We start from the raw sequence: 24981 nt of genomic DNA, 5'->3' as shown, positions 1-24981 counted from the left end.
CTGTCCGGCAGGCGCGACAACATCCCTGAACAAGGCTACCCCGTGCATCGCCAATCCGATGCCACCTGTCCATTCTAACGTTCCAAAAGAGGCCACGATGACCGAACTGTCATTCCAGCTCTACAGCGCCCGCAATGTTCCCTCGCTCGCCGATTTCCTCGTCACCCTGGGTTCGCTCGGATACACCCAGACCGAAGGCTTCGGCGGGCTCTATGCCGATGCCGCCGGCCTTGCCGCCAACCTCAAGAAGAACGGCCTCACCATGCCGACCGGCCATTTCGGCCCGGCGCAGGTCGCCGACGTGTCCACCACGCTCAAGACCGCCGAAACCCTCGGCATGAAGAAGATCATCGTCCCCCATATCGGGCCCGAGGGTCGCAGCGAGGACGAGTCCAAGTGGCTCGAACTGGCCGAAACGCTGGCCAAGGCCGCCGAGACCTATACCAGGGAAGGCTACGGCTTCGGCTGGCACAACCACGATTTCGAATTCAAGGCGACCAGCTCCGGTCGCACGCCGATGGAAATCATCCTCGAAACCGCGCCCAATATCGAATGGGAATGCGACGTGGCCTGGGTGGTGCGCGGCAAGGCCGACCCGATCGCCTGGTTCGACCGCTATGGCAGCCGCATCACCGCCGTCCACGTCAAGGATATCGCCCCAGCCGGGCAGAACCTCGATGAAGACGGCTGGGCCGATGTCGGCCATGGCGTGCTCGATTGGGACAACCTGATCGGCAAGGTCGAGGCCAAGACCAAGGCGCAGTATTTCGTCGCCGAGCATGACAAGCCCTCCGATGCGGTGCGCTTCGCAACGCGCTCCATCGCCGCTGCAAAGAAGTGGAAGTAATCCAAATGGCCAAGACTTTTGGCGTCGGCATCATGGGTGCCGGCAACATCTCCAGCGCCTATCTGCGCCTCGCGCCCCTGTTCAAGGGGCTCGAGGTGCGCGCCGTCGCCGATATCCTGCCGGCCGCCGCGCAGAAGCGCGCCGAGGAATTCGGCGTCAAGGCGCAGACGCCCGACGAGTTGCTCAAGAACAGCGAAATCGACGTTATCGTGAACCTGACGATCCCGGCCACCCACTATGCGGTGTCGATGGATATCGTCTCGGCAGGCAAGCATGCCTATTCCGAAAAGCCCTTCGTGCTCAGCCTCGAAGAGGGTATGGCGCTGAAAAAGGCCGCCGATGACCGTGGCCTCAAGGTCGGCTCGGCCCCCGATACCTTCCTCGGCGGCGCGCACCAGCAGGCCCGCGACATCATCGACAGCGGCAAGCTCGGCAAGATCATGAGCGGCACCACCCACGTCATGAGCCGCGGCATGGAACACTGGCATCCCAATCCGGACTTTTTCTTCCAGCCCGGCGCAGGCCCCATCCTCGATCTCGGCCCCTATTACGTCACCGACCTGATCCACCTGCTGGGCCCGGTCAAGCGCCTGTCGGCCTTCACCAACATGGCCCGCACTGAGCGCGAAGTGACCGCCGAAGGCCCCTATAAGGGCACTTTCGTCAAGGTCGGCACCCCCACCACCATTCATGGCGTGCTCGAATTCGTCTCCGGCGCCATCATCACTATGGGTGCGAGCTGGGACGTGGCGGCGCATGGCCACCACAATATCGAGCTGTACGGCACCGATGGCTCCATCTTCGTGCCCGATCCGAACTTCTTCGGCGGCGATCTGGTCACGGCCAACATTGCCGGCGAGCGCAGCAAGGTCACCCCGTGGGATCACCCCTTCGGCAAGGCCAACCAGGACCTCGACAAGGAACATCCGCGCGCCAACTATCGCGCGGCCGGCCTTGCCGACATGATGGCGTCCATCGACGGCGGCTACACTGCCCGCTGTGGCCTCGATGTGGCGCTGCATGCCGTGGACGTGATGACCAGCCTGCTCAAGGCCGGTGAAAGCGGCCAGGTGCTGACGCTGTCGACCACCTGCGAGCGCCCCAAGGCACTCACCCCGGCAGAAGCCCAGGCCCTGCTGAAGTAATGAGGTGCGTACCTCATTGACAGGCCTATGGGCCTGTCGAACAATGTGATCCAAAGTAGACCTCGTGGTGAGCCTGTCGAACCACAAGGTCGTGCCCGGATGGTGCCACGACCTCGCCCTTCGACAAGCTCAGGGTGAGGTCTGCTGTTTCAAGCGGTACAAGCTGAGGCGCCAGGCGCCAATAGGGAGAAACGATATGCGCACCATCAAGGGGCCGGCTATTTTTCTGGCGCAGTTCGCGGGCGACGCGGCGCCGTTCAATTCCTTCGACGCCATCTGCAGCTGGGCCGCCAATTACGGCTACAAGGGCGTGCAGATCCCGACCTGGGTCGGCAGCCTGATCGACCTGGAAAAAGCCGCCACCTCCAAGACCTATGCCGATGAACTGGCCGGCACCGCCGCCAAACATGGCATTGCCATAACCGAGCTGTCGACCCACCTGCAGGGCCAGCTCGTCGCCGCTCACCCGGTCTATGACACCATGCTCGATGGCTTCGCCCCGGCATCGGTCCACGGCAACCCCAAGGCCCGCCAGGAATGGGCGGTGCAGCAGCTCAACTGGGCGGCAAAGGCATCGAAGAATCTGGGCCTCACCGAACACGCGACCTTCTCGGGCGCACTGGCCTGGCCGTTCCTCTATCCGTTCCCGCAGCGCCCGGCAGGCCTCGTCGAAGAGGCCTTCGACGAACTGGCCCGCCGCTGGACCCCCATCCTCAATGCCTTCGACGAAAACGGCGTCGACGTCTGCTACGAGATTCATCCCGGCGAGGACCTGCATGACGGCGTCACCTACGAGATGTTCCTCGATCGGGTGAAGAACCACCCGCGCGCCAATCTGCTCTACGATCCCAGCCACTTCGTGCTGCAGCAGCTCGATTATCTCGACTACATCGACATCTACCACGAGCGGATCAAGATGTTCCATGTCAAGGACGCCGAGTTCAATCCGACCGGCCGCCAGGGCGTCTATGGCGGATACCAGAGCTGGATCAACCGGGCAGGGCGCTTCCGCTCGCTGGGCGACGGCCAGGTCGATTTCGCCTCGATCTTCTCCAAGATGGCGCAATACGACTTTGCCGGTTGGGCCGTGCTCGAATGGGAATGTGCCATCAAGCATCCCGAGGACGGTGCGCGCGAAGGCGCCGAATTCATCAAGAACCACATCATCCGCGTCACCGAACACGCCTTCGACGACTTCGCCTCGTCGGGCACGGACGCCGCGGCAAATCGGAAGATCCTGGGGCTGAGCTAGCCTTTAACGCAGCGGCGTAACACAGCAGTTCAAGGAGGCATCAATGGCTGAAAACGGCGCAAAGCGCATTCGCCTGGGCATGGTCGGCGGCGGCACCGGAGCCTTCATAGGCTACGTTCACCGCGTCGCGTCCCGCATCGACGGGGACTACGACCTGGTGGCCGGCGCCCTGTCGTCGCGCCCCGACGTGGCCAAGGAATCCGGTCGCAATATCGGCCTGGCCGAAGACCGCATCTACACCTCCTACGAGGACATGGCCCGCGCCGAAGCGGCCCGCCCCGATGGCATCCAGGCCGTGTCGATCGTCACGCCCAACCACATGCACTATGGTCCGGCCAAGGCCTTCCTCGAAGCCGGCATTCACGTGATTTGCGACAAGCCGATCACCAGCACATTGGAAGATGCCCGCAAGCTTGCAGCGATCAAGCCCGCCAATGGCGCCCGCTTCCTGCTGACCCACAACTACACCGGCTTCCCCCTGATCCGGCAGGCCCGCGAAATGGTCGAATCTGGCCGCCTCGGGAAGATTCGCGTCATCCAGGTGGAATATCCGCAGGATTGGCTCACCGAAGCCGCCGACGCAGACAACAAGCAGGCCTCCTGGCGCACCGATCCAGCCCGCTCCGGCGCCGGCGGGGCCATCGGCGATATCGGCACCCATGCCTATAACCTCGCCCGCTTCGTCACCGGCCTCAAGACCGATTCTGTCTCGGCCGATCTCACCAGCTTCGTGCCGGGCCGCCAGCTCGACGACAATGTCCACATCCTGCTGCGCTTCGAAGGCGGCGCCAGGGGCATGCTCTGGGCCAGCCAGGTCGCCGTCGGCAACGAAAACGGCCTGCAGCTCCGTGTCTACGGCGACAAGGGCGGTCTCGAATGGCGCCAGGACAATCCCAACTACATGTGGTTCACCGAATTCGGCAAACCCAAGCAGCTTTTCACGCGCGGCGGCGCCATTTCCGGCAATGCCGCCTCAACCATGAATGTCCGCATCCCCTCCGGCCACCCCGAAGGGTATCTGGAAGCCTTCGCCACGCTCTACAGCCAGTTCGCCGCCATCATCCGCGGCGACGGCGCCGCCTATGAAGGCCTGCTGCCCACCCTGGCCGACGGCGTCGAAGGCATGCAGTTCATCACCGCCTCGGTGCAGTCGAGCAAGAACGATGGCAAGTGGACGCGGCTCAGCGAGGTGTGAGCTCTTCACCTCTCCCTTCGGGGGAGAGGTCGGCCGAAGGCCGGGTGAGGGGGCCTTTACCGTGTGAGGTGCCTGGGAAAGGCCCTCGAAGACAGACCAACCTCTCAATTCGGGGAGAGGTTCGGTAACCTACTGAATCCGCCTGACCTCATACCCCGCATTGTCCAGCAGATCGAGCACGCTGCCATCGCCCACCAGATGCGCGGCGCCCACAATCACCAGGTTCTCGCTGTTGTCGGCCAGCATGGCTTCCAGTGGCGGCATCCAGTTGCGGTTGCGCGCATAGATCAGCCGCTCCAGGAACGCCTCTTCGAAGCCGCCCATGCCGGTCAGGAACACGTCGGTCAGCCGATCCGGCGTACCGCCGAGCCAGCTTGCCAGCATCTTGTCCATCAGCTTGGGCAGTGTGTCCAATTGCTCCAGCGTCGCCACCAGCATGGCGATCTGTTCGTCATCCGGCGCGCCCGCGAGCACGTCGAGCTGCTGTTCGCCCGTTTCGAGAAAGCCCAGCCGCTCGCCGGCTAGGTCGGCCAGCAACTGAAGCTCGACACCGTCGGTGGCGAGGCCCTTGCCGGCCATGGCCTGCACGGTGATCGTATTGGCCGCCAGCCACGGCCGCATGGCCTGCACCATGCCCACAGGCATGTTGATGTCGGCGGCCTTGGCGCGCAACTGCGCCTCCACCGTCTCGCCCAGCACGTCGGTCAGCATGGTGCCGTCGACATAGATGCCGCGCACATAGGCCTCCGCACCCACCTGCGCTGCCGCCGCCGGACGGATATCGGTCTCGAGCACCACCGTTTCGGCGTGAGCAAGGATGGTGTCGAACAAGTCGCTGCGCCATGCGGTCCCTGCGGGCAGTATATGGAAAGAGCCGAACAGCCATATGGCACTGTCATTGTCGCGTATCTCCCACATTGCCGGCTCGGCCAGTGCGGGCAGGGTGGTGAGGCCAAGGGCGGCAAGGGCGGGGAGCAGGCAGCGAGCGGGCAGCTTCATCGGCGATTCCTCGGTGTCGGCCGCTCCAAAGATAGGGTGTTCGCTGTCAAAGGCTAGAGCCAGGCGGCAACACTACCCCAGACCAGCGTCGCACCCGACACCAGGAGCAGCAGCAGGATCAGCCGGCGGAAGGTCCGCGTTGCCAGCCGTCGGAACAGCAATACGCCCAGCACCGCCGGAATAGAAAGCGCCGGGGTGATCCAGGCGAACATCACCAGCGCCTCACCGGTGATCGAGCCCGACAGCGTGTAAGCCGTCAGCGTTGCCACATGCATGGCGATGTTGAAGGCCTGCAGCACACCGCGCTGCGTGTCCTTGTCCCAGCCGCGCAAGGTGGTCCACAGCGTCGGTACCGGCCCGGAAATTCCGGCCAACCCGCCCAACACCCCGCCGGCAAAGCCCGCGACGCCATCGGCGATGCGCCCGCCATGTGGCCAACTGAAATCGGCCGGCAGCAGCAGCATCAGCGGGCAATAGATGAGCAGGAACACGCCCAGGGCAAAGCGGAACAGCGTCGGATCCAGCCACTGCAGCAGCACCGCACCCAGCGGCACGCCGATCAGCCCGCCCACCACCAGCGGCAGCAGCTTGCGCAGCTCGAAGCCGCGCCACACCCAGGGCAGGGCGACAAGCTGACCCACCAATGCGCCAAACACCGACATCGGCGCCGCCAGCTGCGGCTCCACCGCCCAGGCCCATACCGATAAAGCCACCAGCGAAAACGCAAAGCCGGACACCCCCTGCGCAAATCCGGCAGCGGCGGCACCGGCTAGTATGATCAGCAGGGCGGTGTCCATGCGCATCTCCCAAAAAGCAAATGCGCCACAATCACTTGCAGCGCATTACGGATTCTTTGCCGGAAGCGGGCGTCAATGCGTCCAGGGAGTCTTGCGGTCGGATCTGAAATTGTCAGGATAGCTCACGCGCTTGGGCGTGGCGTCATGGGCCGGCTGCACCGAATAGGCGATGCCATTCTTCTGCGCATAGGCTTCCGCTTCTTCCTGCGTCTCGAAGCTGAGGCGCACCTGCTGGCGGGTATCGCCCGACGTCGTATAGCCCATCAGCGGGTCGATCTGCTTGGACTCGGCCAGTTCGTGAACCAGCACCCAGTTCCTGGATTTCCCTTTTCCCGACTGCATGGCGTTACGGGCCGGGCGGTAGATACGGGCGGTCATGCAAGGTCCTCAACACGATGCGCTAAACGCTTCAGATGCGATGGTCGGAGTACAAAGATTCGAACTTTGGACCCCCGGTTCCCAAAACCGGTGCTCTACCAGGCTGAGCTACACTCCGAGATCGCCCATTCCGTTACCGTGTTCGGTTCCAAAGGGCAAGCAGCCGATGCACCCACCCGCACTATTGACGCCGGGGGGCATCGCCCTGCAAAAACATCGGCATGACCGATCTTACCAAGCCCTGGCCACTGGGCCTCGACGCCCGGCGCTGGCCGCTATTCTGCCTTGGCGTCGTGCTCGGCATCGCGCTGCTGTCGCAACTCGATGTCTGGGCCTCGCGCGGCGCTATCGGCTGGCCCGATCAGTGGCGCGCCCCGTTCTTTTTTATCACCGATTACGGCCTGTCGGACTGGGTGCTCATCCCATCGCTGGCGGTGTTCATCCTCGCCATGCTGGCCGTGCTACTGCTGAAACGCCTGTCCCGTCTTGCCGCCATCGAAGTGGCCATGCTGTCCGCCTTCGTCTTTCTCGGCGTCGGCGTGCCGGGGCTCATCGCCAATCTGCTCAAGCGCCTCGTCGGCCGCAGCCGCCCTAGCGAATTCGAGGTTTCCGGCGCCTTCTCGTTCCAGAATATCTTCAACGACTGGCAGTTCCAGAGCTTTCCCTCCGGCCACACCACCACGGCCATTGCCCTGGCCTTCGTCATCGGCTTCCTGTGGCCGCGCCTGTTTCCAGTGTTTTTCGTCGTCGGCGCCGTGGTGGGCCTGTCGCGCGTGCCGGTGGGCATGCACTATCCCACCGATGTTTTCGGCGGCCTGATTGTTGGCATGCTGGGCGCTTACCTGGTACGCAACCTGTTCGCCCGCCGTCGCTGGCTGTTCGAGAGGCGCCCCAATGGCCGAATCGTGCGTCGCCAACTCGCCGCCCTCAGGCGCGCATTTCAGCGCGTTCGCGCATAACGCTCGATGGCCGCCTTGAGGTCGGCCTTGAGGTCGTCGACACCCTCCAGCCCGATATGCAGCCGGAACAGGTTTCCGTCGGCGGTCCAGGGCCTGGCCGTGCGGTTCTTGCCCAGCTTTACGGGAATGCAGAGGCTCTCATAGCCGCCCCACGAATAGCCCATCGTGAACAAGCCCAACCCGTCGACGAAGGCGGCCACCGAGGCGCGCGGGGCAGGGGCCAGCAACACGCTGAAAAGGCTGCCCGACCCGGTAAAATCGCGCTCCCACAGCGCATGATCGGGGTGGCTCGGGAGGGCCGGGTGCAACACCTGCCCCACCTCCTCCTGCCCTTCCAGCCAGCGGGCGATCTCCAGCGCCCGATCCTGATGTTCCTTCATGCGGATCGCCAGCGTGCGCAGGCCTCGCGCCACGAGAAAGGCCTCATCCCCGGCGGTGAAGACGCCCAGATGTGCCCGTGTGCGCTCCACCTCGGCCCAGGCTTCCTCGGTGGTCGAAATCGTCCCCGCAAAGGCGTCCGAATGGCCCACGAACATCTTGGTGCCGGCATGCACCACCAGGTCCGCGCCCAGTGCCAATGGCTGGTGGTAGAGCGGGCTGGCCCAGCTATTGTCGACCACCAGCCGGGCGCCGCCGGCATGGGCGGCCTTGGCCAGCGCCGGAATATCCTGCACCTCGAACGTCAGTGAGCCCGGGCTCTCGGCCAGCACCGCCCGCGTATTGGGCCGCATCAACTCCGCCAGTCCCGCGCCGATCCGCGGGTCATAGTAGCGCGTCGCCACGCCCATGCGCGCCAGGAACCCGTCGCTGAACACGCGTCCCGGCTCATAGGCGCTGTCGCTGACCAGGATGTCGTCGCCCGCCTTGACGCAGCTCAGCAGCGCGATGGTGATGGCGGCCAATCCGGACGGCACCAGCCGCGTGCGATAGGCACCTTCGAGCTGGGTGACGATCGCCTCGACACCGTCGGTCGTCGGGTTGCCGGCCCGGCCATAGAGATAGCGCTGTTGCTGGGCCTCGATATCGTCGAGCGTTTTGAACAGTACGGTCGAACCCCGATAGACCGGGGTATTGACAAAGCCGAACTGCTCTTCGGGCTTCCGGCCCGCGTGAGTCAGTATCGTTTCGATGGAATGGCCGGAAATGCTGCCGTTTTTGTTGTCATTCATGCCAGGCTCGGTGCTTAAAATAGGATCATTTCGCGGTGTGTGGCTAATTAAGAGACAGCTTTACTGTCCCAAGCTGCCATCAGCCCTTGACGCAACGGTCAATAGACGCTTGCATGCTTAACAGCATCACAACCGCCATTAAAGGCGGTGGTGCAACCGGAGACGCTGGCGCAAGCCTGATGAGCTCCGGGACAGGGTCAGGAAACAAAAAAGGCAATACAATGCAAAAAACGCTCGTAACGATCGCTCTCGCGGCCTCGCTCGGCCTCGTCGCGACGACGGCACAGGCAGACATCCTCGATGACGTGAAGGCCAAGGGCTATGTTCAGTGTGGCGTGACCGGCGGTGTGCCGGGCTTCTCCGCCCCCGATTCGAACAACGTCTGGACCGGTATCGAAGTCGACTACTGCCGCGCGCTGGCCGCTGCGATCTTCAATGATGCCGATGCCGTCCGCTTCACCTCGCTGACCAGCCAGGAACGCTTCACCGCCCTTTCGGCCGGTGAAATCGACGTGCTGTCGCGCACCACCACCTGGACCATGAGCCGCGATACCCAGCTCGGCATCAGCTTCGTCGGCACTATGTTCTATGACGGCCAGGGCTTCATGGTTCGCAAGGCCGATGGCATTGCTTCCGCTCTCGACCTCAGCGGCGCCGCCATCTGCATCGAATCGGGCACCACCACCGAGCTGAACGCGGCCGACTACTTCGCCGCCAACAACCTCGAATTCAATACCGTGGTGTTCGTCGACCAGGACGAAGTCGTGAAGGCCTACGAAGACGGCCGTTGCGACGTGTACACCACGGACTCCTCGGCTCTTGCGGCCGAGCGCTCCAAGTTCGCCAACCCCGATGACCACATCATTCTGCCGGAAATCATCTCCAAGGAGCCCCTTGGCCCCGTGGTCCGCGCCGGTGACACCACTTGGTTCAACATCGCTCGCTGGACCTATTTCGCTCTGCTCGAAGCCGAAGAACTCGGCGTCTCGCAGGCCAATGTCGATGAGATGCTCGGCTCGGACAACCCGGCCATCAAGCGCCTTCTCGGCGTTGAAGGCGATTTCGGTACGCCGCTCGGCCTGACCAAGGACTGGGCTTACCAGATCATCAAGCTGGTCGGTAACTACGCCGAGACCTATGACCGCAACGTCGGTCCCGCCACCCCGATCGGGCTGGAGCGCGGCCTGAACGCGCTGTGGAAAGATGGCGGCATCCAGTACGCCGCGCCGATCCGCTAAGCTGAACAGGCCCGGCGCTCCCTTGTGGGGCGCCGGGTGCTTTTGTTCCGTTGTCCGTCGCCCCCGGGTGGCGCGTGGAGCGGTCGGCATGGCTTGGGGACATCTTTCACATGACCACACTTGATACGGGGCGCGCTGCGGCCCCCAGGGTTTCGTTTTTCAACGACCCGGTGATCCGCGGCATCATCTACCAGGTCGTCGTGGCCGGCCTGCTCGTTGGCTTCATTGCCTGGATCGTCGGCAATACCGCAGCCAACCTTGCCGCACAGAACAAGACCACCGGCTTCGATTTCCTCTGGAAGACCGCCGGATTCGACATCAGCTTCTCCCTGCTGCCCTGGTCGCGCGGGTCCTTTTATTGGGAAGCCTTTCTTGTCGGCATCACCAACACGCTGCTGGTTGCCTTCATCGGCATCATCCTGGCGACCATGCTGGGCTTTACGCTTGGTATTGCGCGCCTCTCCAGCAATTTCATCATTTCGCGCCTTGCCACGGTCTATATCGAGACCATCCGTAACATCCCGCTGCTGCTGCAACTGTTCTTCTGGTACTTCGCGGTGCTCAAGGCCATGCCGGCCGTGCGCGAGTCACTGGCTCTGCCCTTTGACATCTTCATCAACCAGCGCGGCCTGATGGTGCCGCGGCCGACGCCGGACCAGGAATTCGCCTGGGTCATGATCACCTTCGGCATTGCCGTCGTGGTGGCGACCGCCTTGAGTGTCTGGGCGATGCGCACCCGCACGCTGACCGGCCATTATCCGCGCCAGGTCGTGCTGGCCGGTAAAGCTGCCGATGCTTTCGTCACCTTCCTCATTGCCTTTGCTGCACTGCTGGTGCTGTTCGCGGTGATCTTTCCGATCTCCAATGCACCCGTGCTGGCGGCGATCCTGGCTGTCTTGCTGGCTGCCTTGTCGGTCACGCGCTTTGCGGCGCTGACGCGGGGCGTGCTGAGCTTCGTCATTGCCTTCCTGGTGCTCGATACGGCGCTGGGCAGCATGTTCTCCTGGTTGCCCTCGCTCTTCGTCACCGTGCTGGGCGCGGCCGTCGCACTGGTCATCGCCCGTGTCGTCTATACCGGCGCGCTGGAACGCCCGCCCAGCGAGGCGCGCTTTCCCCTGGCACTGATGGCGGTGATCGTGATTGGCGCGCCGGCCCTGGTCTATTGGCTGAGTGGCGCGACACTGGCCTTTGAAGTTCCGGTCCTGCAGCGCTTTAATTTCGTTGGTGGTCTGCAATTGCCGCCTGAATTTGTCGCGCTCGCCTTCGGCCTCACCATCTACACGGCGTCCTTCATCGCCGAAACGGTGCGGGCCGGCATCCAGGCCGTCAACAAGGGTCAGACCGAAGCGGCCCAGTCGCTTGGCCTCAAGGAAGGGGACCGGCTGCGGCTGGTCATCGTACCCCAGGCCATGCGGGTCATCATCCCGCCGCTGACCAGCCAGTATCTCAACCTCACGAAGAACTCCTCGCTCGGCGCCGCCATCGGCTATCCCGAGTTGGTCAACGTCTTCGCAGGGACGGCCCTCAATCAGACCGGACGCGCCATCGAATGTATCGCGCTGACCATGCTGGTCTATCTCATCTTTTCGTTGCTGACCTCGTTGATCATGAATTGGTACAACGCCCGCGTCAGTCTGGTGGAAAGGTAGGAGCCCGCCATGACCGATATCGGATTCGTTCGTGCAGACATGGTTGATGCCAAGCCCGCGCCAAATCGCACCAGTGGTGCGATTGCCTGGGCGCAGAAGAACCTGTTCGCCACACCCCTCGATGGCGTGCTCACGGTGCTGGGCGTCGTCTTCCTCCTCTGGATCGTCCCGCCGCTCTACAACTTCTTCATCGGCCACGCGGTCGGCCCCTCGGGGACGGTCGAGGAATGTCGCATGGAGAATGCCGGCGCCTGCTGGGCCTATATCAGCAGCGAGATGGAATTCTTCATCTACGGCTTCTACGACATCCCCCAGCAGTGGCGTCCCAACATCGTCTTCGCCCTCGGCGCGGCTTTGCTCATTCCGCTGCTGATCCCCAAAGTGCCGTTCAAGCGCACCAATGCCGTGCTGTTCCTCTTCGCCTATCCGGTGGTCAGCTATTTCCTGCTGGCCGGCGGGGTCTTCGGTCTCATGCCGATCCCGACGGAGAAGTGGGGCGGCCTCTTGGTCACCCTCATCATTTCGGTGGTCGGCATTACCCTGTCCTTCCCGCTGGGCATCATCCTGGCGCTGGGGCGGCAATCCAAGATGCCTGTGATCAAGACACTCTGCATCGGCTTCATCGAGCTGGTTCGCGCCGTGCCGCTGATCAGCGTGCTGTTCATGGCGTCGATCATGCTGCCGTTGTTCATGCCCCAGGGCATGACCATCGACAAATTCCTGCGTGCCCTTGTCGGGGTGACGCTGTTCACCTCTGCCTATATGGCCGAAGTGGTGCGCGGTGGCCTCCAGGCCATCCCACGCGGGCAATATGAGGCGGGTGCGTCGCTCGGTCTCAGTTACTGGCAGCGGATGTATTTCATCATCCTGCCCCAGGCCCTCAAGCATGTGATTCCGGGCATCGTGAACAGCTTCATCGCGCTCTTCAAGGATACATCGCTCGTCTACATCGTGGGCATGAAAGACCTGCTCGAAGCGGTAAAGACCAAGAACGATACCGCGCTCGAATGGCAGTCCGCCAATACGGCCACCACCGGCTACCTGTTCGCCGCCATGGTGTTCTGGGTCTTCTGCTTCAGCATGTCGCGCTATTCCATCTTCATGGAGCGCCGTCTCAATACTGGCTACAAGAGGTAGTTCCAATGTCTCAGGTTTCCGAAACTACCGGCGCGCCAACCGCGCGCTCTACAATGCAGATTTCCGATACCAACGTGGCCATCGAGGTTATCGGCATGCACAAGTGGTATGCCGACTTCCATGTGCTGCGCGACATCAACCTCAAGGTGATGGAGGGCGAGCGCATCGTCATCGCCGGCCCCTCGGGCTCCGGCAAGTCGACGCTCATCCGCTGCATCAACCGGCTGGAAGAGCATCAGGAAGGCCAGATCATCGTCAATGGCACCGAGCTGACCGCTGACCTCAAGCGCATCGACGAGGTGCGCCGCGAAGTGGGCATGGTGTTCCAGCACTTCAACCTCTTCCCGCATCTGACCATTCTGCAGAACCTCACGCTCGCCCCGATCTGGGTGCGCGGCATTCCCAAGGCCGAGGCCGAGGCGACCGCCATGCACTATCTCGAGCGGGTCAAGATTCCCGAGCAGGCCAACAAGTTCCCCGGCCAGCTTTCGGGCGGCCAGCAGCAGCGCGTTGCCATCGCGCGTTCGCTCTGCATGCAGCCGCGCATCATGCTGTTCGATGAACCGACCTCGGCCCTCGACCCCGAAATGGTCAAGGAAGTGCTCGAAGTGATGATCTCCCTGGCCGAAGACGGCATGACCATGCTCTGCGTGACCCACGAAATGGGCTTTGCGCGCCAGGTGGCCAATCGCGTCATCTTCATGGATCAGGGTCAGATCATCGAGCAGAACGAGCCCGAGGCCTTCTTCTCCAACCCGCAGCACGAGCGCACCAAGCTCTTCCTCAGCCAGATACTGCACTAGGAGCCGGCCCACAGGGTAAAATCGCGCCGGTGGCGCGATTTTAGGGTCCTAGGCCATGAGGGCTATGCCCGAATGGCCCAGGTGTCCCGCATACCCGGTGCCTTCTATGCACAGGCAATCCGCCCTCCGGCTTGACCCTGCCTCCCGGCCTGCCAATATGTGGCGAGAAGGCAAGGGAAGCCGCCGGTTTTGAGCAGATTTTTCAAGCGATTGCTGTCTTTGGCAGCAGGCTTTGCCTGCGCGCTGACGCTCGCCGTCGCTCCGGCTGCCGCCCAGACCCTCGATGCCGTGCGCGAGCGCGGCTTCCTGATATGCGGCGCCACCAATCCGCTGCCCGGTTTTGCCCAGCAGGACGCCCAGGGCCGCTGGTCGGGCTTTGACGTCGATCTCTGCCGGGGCATCGCCGCCGCCGTATTCGGCGATCCCGAAAAGATCGAGTTCCGGGCCTTGCGCGGCGAAACCCGCTTCGCGCCGCTGCAGACCGGCATGGTCGACGTGCTGACCCGCAACGGCCCCTGGACCGAGCGCCGCGACACCCTCTATGGCGCCGCCTATGTCGGCACTGCCTTCTTCGATGGCCAGGCCTTCCTCGTGCCGCAGGCGCTCGGCGCCGTTTCCGCCTTCGAACTCGACAATGTCAGCGTCTGCGTCATCGATGGGGGCGAGGAACTGGAGCGCATCCAGGAATTCTTCTTCGTCAACCAGGCCAGCTATACCGAGGTCCCCTACGAGGATGTCGCCGATCTGGCCGTGGCCTACCAGGCTGGCCTGTGCCAGGCCGTTTCCGCCTCTGGCCGCCAGCTCCAGGCTATCCGCCGCGCGCTGCCCGACCCTTCCGCCCACCGCATCCTGCCCGAGCGCATCTCCAAGGAATTGCTCGGCCCCGTGGTCCGCGAGGGCGACACGCAGTGGTTCGACATCGTCCGCTGGACCCTGTTTACCCTGATCAATGCCGAGGAAGTCGGCATCACCCAGGCCAATGTCGATTCCCTGCTCGCCGCCCGCACCCCGGCCGTGCGCCGTATCCTCGGCGTCGAGGGCGATTTCGGCACCGCGCTCGGGTTGAGGCCGTCCTTCATGGCTGATGTACTGCGCGCCGTCGGCAATTACGGCGAGCTCTACGACCGCCATTTCGGTCCGCAAACCGGTGCGGCCCTGCTGCGCGGCCAGAATGCCCTCTGGACCAATGGCGGCCAGCTCTACGCCCCGCCGGTGCGCTGACTTGAGCCCTACACGAGGCTCTCAGTCTGCCACCCTCCCCCTTTTGGGGAGGGAAGCGAGATAGGACTTAGCGTCAGCTAAGTCCGTTGAATCGAGCAGGGTGGGGGTATCTCTCCGCGAGTCAGGAGACGGTTGCGAGTTCATTTACTCCACGAAAACCACGCTCACGCGCCGGTTCTGCTTGCCCTTTTTCTCGATCTTGCCGAGGGCAAGCCTGCCGATTTCCTGCGTATTTCTGACATGCGTGCCGCCGCAGGGCTGCAAATCCACGTCGCCGATGCGGATCAGCCGTACGCGGCCCTGGCCCATTGGCGGTTTCACATTCATCGTCTTGATCAGGTCCGGATTGGCAGCCATTTCGGCATCGGTGATCCATTCCTGCGTCACCGCATGATCGCCCGCCACTAGTCCATTGAGCGCCGCTTCCAGCGCCGGCAGGTCCTCGGGCACTTCGGGCATGTCGAAATCGAGGCGCCCCTTGTCCTCGCCCACCGAGCCGCCCGTCACCGGGAAGGCAAACACCACCGACAGCAGGTGCAAGGCCGTGTGCATCCGCATCAGCCGATAGCGCCGCGCCCAGTCGATATCGGCCGTCACGGCCTCACTCACCGCCACCGTGCCCTGACCCTCCGCCGGCACATGCACGATCCGCGTCTTGTCGCCCTCGGGATGAATGGCCGCCGCGATAGCTATGGCCGACCCATCGGCCCGCCTGATCGTCCCATTGTCGCCCGGCTGCCCGCCCGAGGCGGCATAGAACACCGTCCGGTCGAGCACGATACCACCGTCCCCGGTCACTTCAACCACCTTGGCGGAAGTCGATTGCAGATAGCTGTCGTCGCGGAACAGGAATTCGGTCATGGCAGAAAAATCTCAGAGCAGGGGGGAGAACAGGCGCGCGGCCTGGGTCAGGAAGCGCATGGTCAGCGAGCGGCCCTTGACCTCGGTCATGTCGACCTGGCGGCAAAGCTTGAAATCCTCCACCAGCATGGTCTCGACATTGGCGATGGTCTGCTGGTCGGCAAACCACAACGTGATCTCGAAATTGATGGCAAAGGAGCGGTTGTCGAAATTGACGCTGCCGATGGAAGCGATCTGGTCGTCCATCAGCACCACCTTCTGGTGCAGAAACCCGTCCTGGTAGCGATAGATGGCAACGCCATGCTCGATCATGGCGTCAGCATGGGCGATGCTGGCGAGCCACACCAGCTTGTGGTCGGGCTCGTTGGGCAGCATTACCCGCACATCCACGCCCCGCAGCTTGGCCGCATAGAGTGCCGTGCGGATATCGGTATCGGGCACGAAATACGGGCTGACGATCCAGATGCGGTCCCGCGCCCGCCCGATAATGTCGGTAAAGGCGATGGCGCATTCTTCCAGCTTGTCCGCCGGCCCGCTCCCCATCACCAGCACCGGCTGGTCGCCCGGCGTCGCCACGTCCTCGGGCGGCACCGCGGGCAGCTCCTCGCCGGTCGCCCATTCCCAATCCTCGCGGAACAGCAGCGCGCACCCCAGGGCCGCCGGTCCCGAAACCCGCACATGCGTATCGCGCCAGCGCCCGAAGCGCTGGTTCTCGCCGAGATATTCCACGCCCACATTGTGCCCGCCTACCCAGGCGTGCTCGCCATCCACCACCACGATCTTGCGGTGGTTGCGATAGTTGATCCGCGTCGGGCCATAGACGCGCAGGAATTTGTGCCGCTGGTTGAAGCCCGCCACCTTGATGCCGGCCTTGCGCAATTCGGCCCGGTAGCGTTTGGGCATCCCGGTGCTGCCGATATCGTCATAGAGCAGGTAGACCTTCACCCCGGCATTGGCCCGCTCGATCAGCCTTTCCGCCAGTTCCTGGCCCAGCGCATCGTCCCGCACGATGTAGAACTGTACCAGCAGGTATTCCTTGGCCCGCGCAATGCCCTCGAAGATCGAGTCGAAGGTCGCCCGCCCATCCACCAGCAGTTCCACATCGTTGCCGTTGAGAAACGGCACTTCCGACACCTTCACCTGCACCGGCCATCTGTGGCTGGTTTCCCGGTCGATCAGCGCCAGGTCCTTGGCGCGCAAAGGACGCGCCGCGCGGCCATTGCGGATGCGGTCGGTGGCATAATCGTCAAACGCCTTCCACCCGAACAGCAGGTAGAGCAGCACGGTGGGCAGGGGCAGCAGCGCCAGCGCCAGGATCCAGGCGATGGACCCCTGCGACGTGCGCGAATTCATGATCTCGCGGACTGCGCAGACAAAGGCCAGCACATAGATCGCCGCCAGGATGGCCGCCACGATATGCAACTCGGCCAGCAGCGTACCCAGATAATACTCGATACCGATCAACATGTGCCCCGGAGTCGTGAGGCCGTCACTCTATCAGCGTGGCACGTTTGAACAATGGCGCCTTTCCCTCTCCCTCGAGGGAGAGGGTGGTTCTTCCGCGTTCGGCGGCAGAACCGGGTGAGGGGTCTGCGCTCCTCTGCGCTCTCCATGCTTCAAGGCCTGAGGAAGCGACCCCTCATCCGCCCCTTCGGGGCTCCCGCAAGGGGAGAAGGAAACGGACCGCTACTCCGCCTCGATCACACCAGAAATATCGATCGGCGTGCGCCCTTCGAGCCAGCCAGGCACCGGCAAGCCCTTGCCGTGCAAAAACTCCGGGTTGAAAATCTTGCTCGCGTAGCGGTTGCCATAGTCACACAGCACGGTGACGATGGTCTTGCCCGGCCCCAGGTCGCGCGCCATGCGCACCGCCCCGGCAATGTTGATGGCGCTCGATCCGCCCAGACATAGGCCCTCATGTTCGAGCAGGTCGAAAATGTAGGGCAGGGCCTCGGCATCGGGAATCTGGTAGGGATTGTCCACGGCCAGCCCTTCCAGGTTCGCCGTGATGCGTCCCTGACCGATGCCTTCGGTGATCGAATTGCCCGAGGATTTGAGCTCCCCATTGGCGTAGAAATTGTAGAGCGCCGCGCCCTCGGGATCGGCAAGCCCGATCTTCACATCCGGATTGCGCGCCCGCAGTGCCTCGGCCACGCCGGCCAGCGTCCCACCCGAGCCCACGGCGCAGATGAAGCCGTCGATCCGGCCACCCGTCTGCTGCCAGATTTCCGGCCCGGTGGTTTCCACATGCGCCCGCTTGTTGGACGTATTGTCGAACTGGTTGGCCCAGACCGCGCCGCCGGGCAGTTCGCGATTGAGCTTCTCGGCCAGCCGCCCGGAAATCTTGATATAGTTGTTGGGGTTCTTGTAGGGCTTGGCCGGAACCTCGATCAGCTCGGCGCCGTATAGACGCAGCGCATCCTTCTTTTCCTGGCTCTGCGTATCGGGGATGACGATCACCGATTTGAAGCCCAGCGAATTGGCCACCAGCGTCAGCCCGATGCCGGTATTGCCGGCCGTGCCCTCGACAATGGTGCCGCCCGGCTTGAGCGTGCCCGATTTCACCGCGTCATGGATGATGAAGAGCGCCGCCCGATCCTTCACCGATTGGCCCGGATTGAGAAATTCCGCCTTGCCCCAGATTTCGCAGCCGGTCAGTTCGGACACCCGGTTGAGGCGGATCAGCGGCGTATTGCCGATGGCGGAAATCAGGTCTTCGTGCTTGGACATGGATCAATCTGGAAGGTCGATGAAAGACTTATGCTAGGTGTGCGCCCGTTCGCCGGCAAGCCTTAACCGCCTCACCCGGCAAGGCTTTTCGCGCACGACCCTTGCCACGCAATGCCAGCCTGCCAGCGGCAGGGCGGCAGAAATTCATTCCAGTCTCACGCGGCTACAGTCGCCCCGCCGCCTCAAGAGCCCGAATGCGGCTCGCCTTGAGGTCGACGATCGGCCGCGGATAGGTCTGCCCGATCCGCACGCCGGCCTGCTCAAGCACCTCACGCGGCGCTTCGGCCGGCTGGTGGAGCCATTTGTCGGGCAGGCCGGCGAGTTCCGGCACCCAGCGCCGCACGTAGTCGCCTTGCGCGTCGAAGCGCTCGCCCTGCGAGACCGCATTGAAGATGCGGAAATAGGGCGCCGCATCGAGCCCGCTGCCCGCCACCCATTGCCAGCTTGCCGGATTGTTCGCCACGTCGCCATCGACCAGACAGTCCCAGAACCATTGCTCGCCCAGCCGCCAATCGATCAACAGGTTCTTGGCCAGCAGCGAAGCCACCAGCATGCGCACCCGGTTTTGCATGTAGCCGGTTTGCCAAAGCTCGCGCATGCCCGCATCGATGATTGGCAGACCAGTCTGCCCGCGCTGCCAGGCTTTCAGGTCCTTGTCGGCGCGCCGCCAGTCCATACCGGCATATTTGCTCTGCATCGGCACGGTGGCGATATCGGCGCGATGGTAGAGCTGGTGGTAGCTGAAGTCGCGCCAGGCCAGTTCCGACAGGAACTTGCCCACGGCCGCCTGCTTGCCGTGGTCGGCATGCGCCACGGCCTGGGCCGCGTGCCACACCTGCCGAGCAGAAATCTCCCCGAAGCGCAGATGTGGCGACAGCCGCGAGGTCGCATCCTGGCTGGGAACGTCGCGCCCCTGGGCATAATCGTCGAGTTGCCGGTCGAGGAAGTCATCGAGCCGCTCCCGCGCCCAGGTTTCGCCGATGCTCCAATGCGCCGCGAGCTTTGCGCTCCAGGCTGGCGCGGTATAGCCGCCGTCACCTTCGGCCGCTTTCACCGGCTTCGCCGCATCCGGTCGCCGCTGTGGCTGCGCGATCGGCATGTCCCGCAGTGTATTCCAGAACGGCGTGAAGACGGAATACGGCTTGCCCTGTCCCGTGGCGATCTCCCAGGGTTCGACCAAAACATTGCCGGCAAAGGACTCGACTGCGACGCCATCTGCCCTGAGCCGCGCCTTGATCGCGGCATCGGCGCCGCGCTCGCCCGGCGCATAGCGGCGGTTCCAGAACACCGATCCTGCGCCGTGCTCGGCAGCAAGGCCGGGCAGAACCTCCGTTGCATCGCCATCTCGTACGACCAGCTTTATGCCGCGTTCCGCCAGCGCCACCTTGAGCGCTTCGAGGCTGCAATGCAGCCACCAGCGCGCCGCCGCGCCGGGTGGCCGCACTCCTGGGGTGGTCTCGTGGACATAGACGGCAAGCGTCGTCTCGCCCACGCGAACCGCCGCGCTCAGGGCGGGGTTGTCGGCAATGCGCAGGTCATTGCGCAGCCAGGCTATACTGCTGGACGTCATTCCGATCTCCAATTGGAGATACGTGGGGGATGCCCGTTGGTTTCAGGCTATTCCATAACCTCGGCCAGATGCTCCAGCGCCGCATTCCAGGCCTCCATGGAGAAGATGCGCGATTCCGGGTCGGCATGCGCCAGGCCCCGTTCGGTGAGCGTCACCCGCGTCTGGTCCTCTCCCACCGCCTGGAAGGCAATTTCGAGCACGAAGATCAGCTCTTCGGCATCGTCCTCATCGCTATCCCGGTGCACCCAGGACATGACCAGTTTTTCGTTTTCCTTGAATTGCAGGATTTCCCCGCTGACCACGTGATCGTCCGGATCCTCGTCGTCGCCGAAGGTGGTGAATTTGTATTCCCCACCTTCGAAGGCATCGAGTTCGGCCTCATCGGCCTGCCATTGCTCGATCAGCGCCGGATCGGTCCAGGCCGAAAACACGTCGGAGACATTGGCATCGATGGTCCGCGTCAGCGTGATCTGGCTTTCGCCATCGGTGTCGTGGCCGTTGCCGTTTGCGCTGCTCATGCGGGTACCTCGTGTAGCTCTTTGTGTCGCGGCAGGAAGATGGTGAGGAATCCGAGGAACGGCAAGAAGGCGCAGAGGCCGAATGTAGCGACGATGCCGATATGGTCGGCCAGTAGCCCCAGCACCGCCGCCCCGATGGCGCCGATGCCGAAGGCAAAGCCGAACACGAATCCCGCCACCATGCCCACCTTGCCGGGTACCAGTTCCTGCGCATAGACCACGATGGCCGAAAAGGCCGACGACAGGATCAGCCCCACCGCCACGCTGACGATGGCGGTGCCCATCAGGTTCATATGCGGCAACAGCAGCGTGAAGGGCAGGGCGCCCACTATGGAGCACCAGATCACCGTCAGTCGCCCGAACCGGTCGCCCACCGGCCCACCGATAAAGGTGCCGGCGGCGATCGCGCCGAGGAACAGGAACAGATAGAGCTGCGCTTCTTCGGCGGAGAGCCCGAATTTCTCGATCAGGAAGAAGCTGTAATAGCTGGTGATCGAGGAAATATAGACATACTTGCTCAGCAGCAGCCCGCCGATGACGAGGAAGGCCACCGTCAGCCGCCGCCGCGACAGGATTTGCCGCGCTGCCTTGGGCACCGGCTTGCCCAGGCTGGCCCGCTGATGCGCCGCATACCAGCGGCCGACCGCGCTCAGGATCACCAGGGCGGTGATGGCCACCACCGCAAACCAGATCGTGCTGCCCTGGCCGCGCGGCAACAGGAAATAGGCGGCGGCCAGCGGCCCGATGGCGGTGCCGAGATTGCCACCCACCTGGAACAGCGATTGCGCAAAGCCCAGCCGTCCGCCCGAAGCCAGCCGCGCCACGCGCGAGGCCTCCGGATGGAAGATGGCCGAGCCGACGCCGCCGACCATTCCCGCCAGCACCAGCAGGCCGAAAGTGTTCGCCGTGGCGATCAGCACGATGCCCACCAGCGCGAACACCATCGAAACGGCCAGCGCATAGGGCATGGGATTCTTGTCGGTATAATAGCCCACCAGCGGCTGCAGCAGCGACGCGGTCATCTGCTGCGCCAGCGTGATCAGCCCGATCTGCACATAGTCCAGCCCGTAGGTGTCCTTGAGCAGCGGGTAGAGCGCCGGCAGCAAGAACTGCATCAGGTCGTTGAGCAGATGCGAGGCGCTGACCGCCAGGATGATGATGACTGATGTCCGCTGCACCGCCGGTGCAGTCTTGGCCGAAACGGCGTCCATGGGGAAGAAGTCCAAAATGCCTAGAATATGAGCAGGCACCCGTACCTCGCCCCACTGGCTCTGGCAATGGTCACCACAGGTGCAACGACAATGGCGCGCCTGCGTTTTGTCGCAGGGAGGATACCATGACCATCGATCATTTCGTCGTATCGCAGCGCGACAGCGTCTGGCAATTCAGTTTCCGGGGCGACGTCACTGCTCCCTTCGCCGACCGGAAGGCCGCTATCGATGCCGCCATTGCCGCTGCGGGCAAGATCGCGGAATCCGAGGTGGTCCTGCGGGACGGGGACGTCCATAGCGAGACCATCTGGCGCAGCGGCCAGGCCGATCTCAGCGCGCGCGAATCCGAGCGCCTGGCGGCCGATATCGAACGCGACAGGGACGCCTGAATGACTGCAATAGGAAGGAAATGGCTCCGCGAGCTGGACTCGAACCAGCGACCATTCGATTAACAGTCGAACGCTCTACCAACTGAGCTATCGCGGAACATCGATGCTTCCTTGCCGGAAGCGAGGTCCATGTAACGGACTTGTTTTGGTTTGCCAAGCCCTTTCGCCCCTATGTGCAAAAGTCGGGCGAGGGGCTATTCGCGCCGCCCCAGCGACAGCAGGTGCGCCATCGTATTGACGTTGAGGAATGGATCGGCCGCATGCCGCCTCGTCCAGTCCACCCGCCGCGCCCCCATGCCGGCCTGCAGGGCCTTGAGGCTGCCCGGCGCCGTGCCGGCGATCACCCGCTGCGGCAAGTCACGCAGCGCCTCGATCCGCCAGATGGCATTGGGCGGGTAGAAATCCGTCCCCCACGCGGCAAAAGCCGCCGGTGCATCGCCCAGTTCGCCCTCCATCACCACCACGAAATCATCAGGCAGGAAGGGCGTATCCACCGCCGCTGACACCAGCAGCCCCTCGCCGATTCCGCGGGCCTGCAGGTTCGCAACCGCCGCCGCCAATCCCGCCAGCGGGCCACCCACTGGCGCTTCGAGGTCGGGGACTGGAAGAGCGTTGACCCGCCTCCCCCGTCCATCATCGACCGGCCCCACCGCGATCATCAGCGGCGATGCGACCATGCCCAGCGCCCCGGCGACACGATCGACCAGCCGCAGCCCGCCGATCCGCAGGTCGGCCTTGCGCACGCCGCCAAGCCGCTCGCCCTTGCCCCCGGCGATGATCACCCCATGCGGCAGGCTCAATTGCCCGTCGTCCCCGGATCGAGCCGGATGCCGAAGCGCAGCACCACCATCATGCAGATGCCCGCCACCAGCCCCCAGAACGGCGCGCCGACCCCGATAATGGTAATTCCGGACGCCGTGGTGATGAAGGTCAGCGCCGCCGGCAGCCGCGTCTCCTCGACCACCAGCGCCCCCGATAGCGCCGCCGCCAGGCTGGACAGCAGCGCCAGCCCGGCCACCGCCTGGATCAGCAGCGGCGGCGAGGCGGCGATGAAGGCCGCCGCCAGGCTCGCCCCCGGTGCCAGCAGCAGGTAGACCACGCCCGCCGATACCGGAGCCGGCCAGCGCCGGGCCTTTTCAGGATGCGCCTCCGGTCCGGCGCAGATGGCCGCCGTGATCGCCGCCAGATTGCTGCTATGGCCGCCAAAGAACGCCGTCGCGGCGCTGGCAATGCCGGTAATGATAAAGAGCGGCGCCGGCTTGAGCTCGTAGCCATTGGCTTTCATCACCGCCAGCCCCGGCAGGTTCTGCGACGCCATGGTGACCACGTAGAGCGGCAGGCCGATGCGCAGAATCGCGTCCAGCGTGAAGACCGGCACGACCGGCACCAGGCTCGGCCAGCTGCCATCCAGCGCCCCCGCCGGCAGATGCGTCGTCGTCGCCAGCACGATCCCGGTCACCACCACGGCGATCGGCACCGCATAGCGCTTGGCAAAGCGCAGTCCGATCACCCAGGCCAGCAGGATCGGCAGCGCTAGGCCGGGCATTTCGGCGACGGCGCTGATCGGGGCGAGGCACAGCGTGAACAGCATGCCCGCCAGCATTCCATTGGCCAGCGGCGCCGGAATGGCCGCGATCAGCCGCGCCAGCGGCTTGATCAACCCGGTCAGCACGATCAGCGCCGCCGCCACGAGGAAGGCTCCCGCCACCGCCGGAAATCCCCCCACCGGCTCACCCACCGTCAGGATGAACGCCACGCCCGGCGTCGACCAGGCGAAGCTCACCGGTAGCTTCACCCGCGCGCTGACCACGATATTGAGGATACCGATGGCGATGCAAACGCTCATCAGCCCCGAGCCCGCCTGCTGCGGGGACGCCCCGGTCGCCGTCAGCGCCGCCAGGACCAGCGTGAAGGTGCTGGCATAGCCCACGATCGCTGCCAGCGCCCCCGCCATCACCGGCTGCAGATATTCACGCCGGCCGCCGCCGGCTTCCAGTCGTTTGCTCACCGCTTGTCCCCGCTTCATGCGCCAGCAACCTATGCAAGCCCAGGGTTCGGGTGAAGCGCAAAACGGAATCGAGCGCGCCGTTCACGCGGCCGTGAGAAAATAACCCTTTGGCAACCCGATGCCTTGCATAAGAAAGGGCGCTGGACTAGAACCCCGCGCCAGAGGCCACGTGGCGGAGTGGTGACGCAGCGGATTGCAAATCCGCGTACTCCGGTTCAATTCCGGACGTGGCCTCCAATGATTTTCCAGATACTGTCGGGTGATTATCGGTCGTTCCGGGAGGACGTCGTGAACTACGCCTTGTTCTGCAAGCGCGCCGTCACGATCCTGCTGTCCGAGCTGGCAATCTCTGCGCTACTGCTCCCGGCTGCTCCCGCCGATGAAATGCCGCCTGCACGATTTCCGCGTGGTCGAACGATACCGACACAAACGGGCTCAATATCCGGGCAGGCGCCGGAAGCGATGCTCCGGTCATTGGCCAGGTCCCGGTGGGTGGGGAAGTCTCGATCACCGGAGCGAAGGATGGCTGGTTCAGAATCGATCAAGCCGTACTGGTCGGCTACGATTCAGATGAAACCACCGATGTCTTGCCGGCGAGGGCTGGGTTTCCGGGCGGATGCTCGGCCTTGGCCTCCATGACGATCTGCATGCCGCCCCTTCGGACGACAGCCCGGTCGTGGCCCGGTTGTTCTCCGAGGATGCGCAGCGACATGTCGGCGGGGCGGATTCCTTTGGAGTCAGCCGAATCCTCGCCTGCCAGGGAGACTGGGTTCTGGTTGAAGGGACGTTCTTCGACACCCCGTTGACCGGCTGGGCGACCCGGACCTGCTCAAATCAGGTGACCACCTGCTCCTGACCGCTTGCCCAGCCAGGGCGAAGGAGGCGTCGGCCAGGGCCGGACGAAT

Annotated in this window: 24 protein-coding genes and 3 tRNA genes; 12 read left to right on the top strand and 15 right to left on the bottom strand. The window is 63.8% G+C overall.

Translation table 11 applies throughout. The annotated features are described in order from the left end of the window. Positions 1–97: 97 nt before the first annotated feature. The 4 genes from ASD04_RS02935 (at position 98) to ASD04_RS02920 (ending at position 4439) form a co-directional block, all read left to right on the top strand. Positions 98–847 (top strand): sugar phosphate isomerase/epimerase, encoded by a 750-nt coding sequence (locus ASD04_RS02935; protein WP_056252221.1) that lies wholly within the window; start codon positions 98–100, stop codon positions 845–847. A 5-nt stretch (positions 848–852) separates the two neighbouring features. Further along, positions 853–1992, top strand: a complete 1140-nt coding sequence (locus ASD04_RS02930; RefSeq protein WP_056252218.1) for a Gfo/Idh/MocA family oxidoreductase — start codon at positions 853–855, stop codon at positions 1990–1992. A 196-nt stretch (positions 1993–2188) separates the two neighbouring features. After that, positions 2189–3244: a sugar phosphate isomerase/epimerase gene (locus tag ASD04_RS02925; RefSeq protein WP_056252216.1), complete on the top strand. Its 1056-nt coding sequence runs from the start codon at positions 2189–2191 to the stop codon at positions 3242–3244. 43 nt (positions 3245–3287) lie between these two features. Then, entirely contained in the window at positions 3288–4439 is a 1152-nt protein-coding gene (locus ASD04_RS02920) for a Gfo/Idh/MocA family oxidoreductase (RefSeq protein WP_056252213.1), read from the top strand. Between the two features lie 129 nt (positions 4440–4568). On the opposite strand, the gene ASD04_RS02915 is transcribed toward ASD04_RS02920, so the two are convergent. The 4 genes from ASD04_RS02915 to ASD04_RS02900 all read right to left on the bottom strand — a co-directional run bounded on the left by ASD04_RS02915 (position 4569) and on the right by ASD04_RS02900 (position 6731). Next, positions 4569–5438 carry a TraB/GumN family protein gene (locus tag ASD04_RS02915; RefSeq protein WP_056252211.1) on the bottom strand — a complete coding sequence of 290 codons (870 nt, stop codon included), beginning with the start codon at positions 5436–5438 and terminating at the stop codon, positions 4569–4571. A gap of 53 nt (positions 5439–5491) precedes the next feature. Beyond that, on the bottom strand, positions 5492–6235 hold the full coding sequence (locus tag ASD04_RS02910) for a sulfite exporter TauE/SafE family protein (RefSeq protein ID WP_056252208.1): 744 nt from the start codon (positions 6233–6235) through the stop codon (positions 5492–5494). Positions 6236–6307: 72 nt separating this feature from the next. Beyond that, the gene (locus tag ASD04_RS02905) at positions 6308–6613 is read right to left on the bottom strand and encodes an ETC complex I subunit (RefSeq protein ID WP_056252206.1); all 306 of its coding nucleotides are present in this window, start codon (positions 6611–6613) and stop codon (positions 6308–6310) included. A 41-nt stretch (positions 6614–6654) separates the two neighbouring features. Continuing rightward, positions 6655–6731, bottom strand: a tRNA-Pro gene (locus ASD04_RS02900). 103 nt (positions 6732–6834) lie between these two features. Here ASD04_RS02900 and ASD04_RS02895 point away from each other — a divergent pair. Next, positions 6835–7572 (top strand): phosphatase PAP2 family protein, encoded by a 738-nt coding sequence (locus ASD04_RS02895; protein ID WP_056252203.1) that lies wholly within the window; start codon positions 6835–6837, stop codon positions 7570–7572. Here the strand turns inward: ASD04_RS02895 and metC are convergent. Further along, a complete protein-coding gene (gene metC, locus ASD04_RS02890) occupies positions 7554–8741 on the bottom strand; it encodes a cystathionine beta-lyase (protein WP_056252201.1) in 1188 nt (395 codons plus the stop codon). The genes ASD04_RS02895 and metC overlap by 19 nt on opposite strands. A 221-nt stretch (positions 8742–8962) precedes the next feature. Here metC and ASD04_RS02885 point away from each other — a divergent pair, with 221 nt between their 5' ends. From ASD04_RS02885 to ASD04_RS02865, 5 genes are all read left to right on the top strand, one after another. After that, entirely contained in the window at positions 8963–9979 is a 1017-nt protein-coding gene (locus ASD04_RS02885) for an amino acid ABC transporter substrate-binding protein (RefSeq protein ID WP_056252196.1), read from the top strand. A 110-nt stretch (positions 9980–10089) separates the two neighbouring features. Next, positions 10090–11628, top strand: coding sequence for an ABC transporter permease subunit (locus ASD04_RS02880; protein ID WP_056252192.1), 1539 nt, complete (start codon positions 10090–10092; stop codon positions 11626–11628). A gap of 39 nt (positions 11629–11667) precedes the next feature. Next, the gene (locus ASD04_RS02875) at positions 11668–12765 is read left to right on the top strand and encodes an amino acid ABC transporter permease (protein WP_244488244.1); all 1098 of its coding nucleotides are present in this window, start codon (positions 11668–11670) and stop codon (positions 12763–12765) included. A gap of 5 nt (positions 12766–12770) precedes the next feature. Then, positions 12771–13568: an amino acid ABC transporter ATP-binding protein gene (locus ASD04_RS02870; protein ID WP_056252187.1), complete on the top strand. Its 798-nt coding sequence runs from the start codon at positions 12771–12773 to the stop codon at positions 13566–13568. 189 nt (positions 13569–13757) lie between these two features. Continuing rightward, on the top strand, positions 13758–14789 hold the full coding sequence (locus ASD04_RS02865; protein ID WP_162245095.1) for an amino acid ABC transporter substrate-binding protein: 1032 nt from the start codon (positions 13758–13760) through the stop codon (positions 14787–14789). A gap of 144 nt (positions 14790–14933) precedes the next feature. On the opposite strand, the gene ASD04_RS02860 is transcribed toward ASD04_RS02865, so the two are convergent. The 6 genes from ASD04_RS02860 to ASD04_RS02835 form a co-directional block, all read right to left on the bottom strand. Continuing rightward, entirely contained in the window at positions 14934–15650 is a 717-nt protein-coding gene (locus tag ASD04_RS02860; RefSeq protein ID WP_056252181.1) for an alanyl-tRNA editing protein, read from the bottom strand. Between the two features lie 12 nt (positions 15651–15662). Then, positions 15663–17117: a cardiolipin synthase gene (gene cls, locus ASD04_RS02855; protein ID WP_056252179.1), complete on the bottom strand. Its 1455-nt coding sequence runs from the start codon at positions 17115–17117 to the stop codon at positions 15663–15665. Between the two features lie 219 nt (positions 17118–17336). Then, on the bottom strand, positions 17337–18380 hold the full coding sequence (locus ASD04_RS02850) for a cysteine synthase A (RefSeq protein WP_056252177.1): 1044 nt from the start codon (positions 18378–18380) through the stop codon (positions 17337–17339). 163 nt (positions 18381–18543) lie between these two features. Beyond that, positions 18544–19950 (bottom strand): deoxyribodipyrimidine photo-lyase, encoded by a 1407-nt coding sequence (locus ASD04_RS02845; RefSeq protein ID WP_056252174.1) that lies wholly within the window; start codon positions 19948–19950, stop codon positions 18544–18546. A gap of 47 nt (positions 19951–19997) precedes the next feature. Further along, complete coding sequence (locus ASD04_RS02840; RefSeq protein ID WP_056252171.1) at positions 19998–20468, bottom strand: SRPBCC domain-containing protein; 471 nt, start codon at positions 20466–20468, stop codon at positions 19998–20000. Beyond that, on the bottom strand, positions 20465–21679 hold the full coding sequence (locus ASD04_RS02835; protein WP_056252169.1) for an MFS transporter: 1215 nt from the start codon (positions 21677–21679) through the stop codon (positions 20465–20467). Before ASD04_RS02835 ends, ASD04_RS02840 begins: the two co-directional genes overlap by 4 nt. A gap of 125 nt (positions 21680–21804) precedes the next feature. On the opposite strand from ASD04_RS02835, the gene ASD04_RS02830 reads away from it, so the two are divergent. Continuing rightward, the gene (locus ASD04_RS02830; protein ID WP_056252167.1) at positions 21805–22068 is read left to right on the top strand and encodes a hypothetical protein; all 264 of its coding nucleotides are present in this window, start codon (positions 21805–21807) and stop codon (positions 22066–22068) included. A 21-nt stretch (positions 22069–22089) separates the two neighbouring features. Here the strand turns inward: ASD04_RS02830 and ASD04_RS02825 are convergent. From ASD04_RS02825 to ASD04_RS02815, 3 genes are all read right to left on the bottom strand, one after another. Continuing rightward, a tRNA-Asn gene (locus ASD04_RS02825) sits at positions 22090–22165 on the bottom strand. A gap of 97 nt (positions 22166–22262) precedes the next feature. Next, a complete protein-coding gene (locus tag ASD04_RS02820) occupies positions 22263–22868 on the bottom strand; it encodes an NTP transferase domain-containing protein (RefSeq protein WP_056252163.1) in 606 nt (201 codons plus the stop codon). Then, positions 22865–24076 (bottom strand): benzoate/H(+) symporter BenE family transporter, encoded by a 1212-nt coding sequence (locus tag ASD04_RS02815; RefSeq protein ID WP_244488230.1) that lies wholly within the window; start codon positions 24074–24076, stop codon positions 22865–22867. Before ASD04_RS02815 ends, ASD04_RS02820 begins: the two co-directional genes overlap by 4 nt. A gap of 163 nt (positions 24077–24239) precedes the next feature. Here ASD04_RS02815 and ASD04_RS02810 point away from each other — a divergent pair. After that, positions 24240–24313 (top strand) — tRNA-Cys (locus ASD04_RS02810). Positions 24314–24635: 322 nt separating this feature from the next. Here the strand turns inward: ASD04_RS02810 and ASD04_RS19800 are convergent. Next, positions 24636–24788 carry a hypothetical protein gene (locus tag ASD04_RS19800; RefSeq protein ID WP_244488229.1) on the bottom strand — a complete coding sequence of 51 codons (153 nt, stop codon included), beginning with the start codon at positions 24786–24788 and terminating at the stop codon, positions 24636–24638. Positions 24789–24981 lie beyond the last annotated feature (193 nt).

Origin of the sequence: Devosia sp. Root436 (genome assembly GCF_001426345.1) — a bacterium.
Taxonomy (GTDB): Bacteria; Pseudomonadota; Alphaproteobacteria; order Rhizobiales; family Devosiaceae; genus Devosia.
Note: the sequence above shows the minus strand (reverse complement) of the source record. Positions and strands in the feature narration are given on the sequence as shown.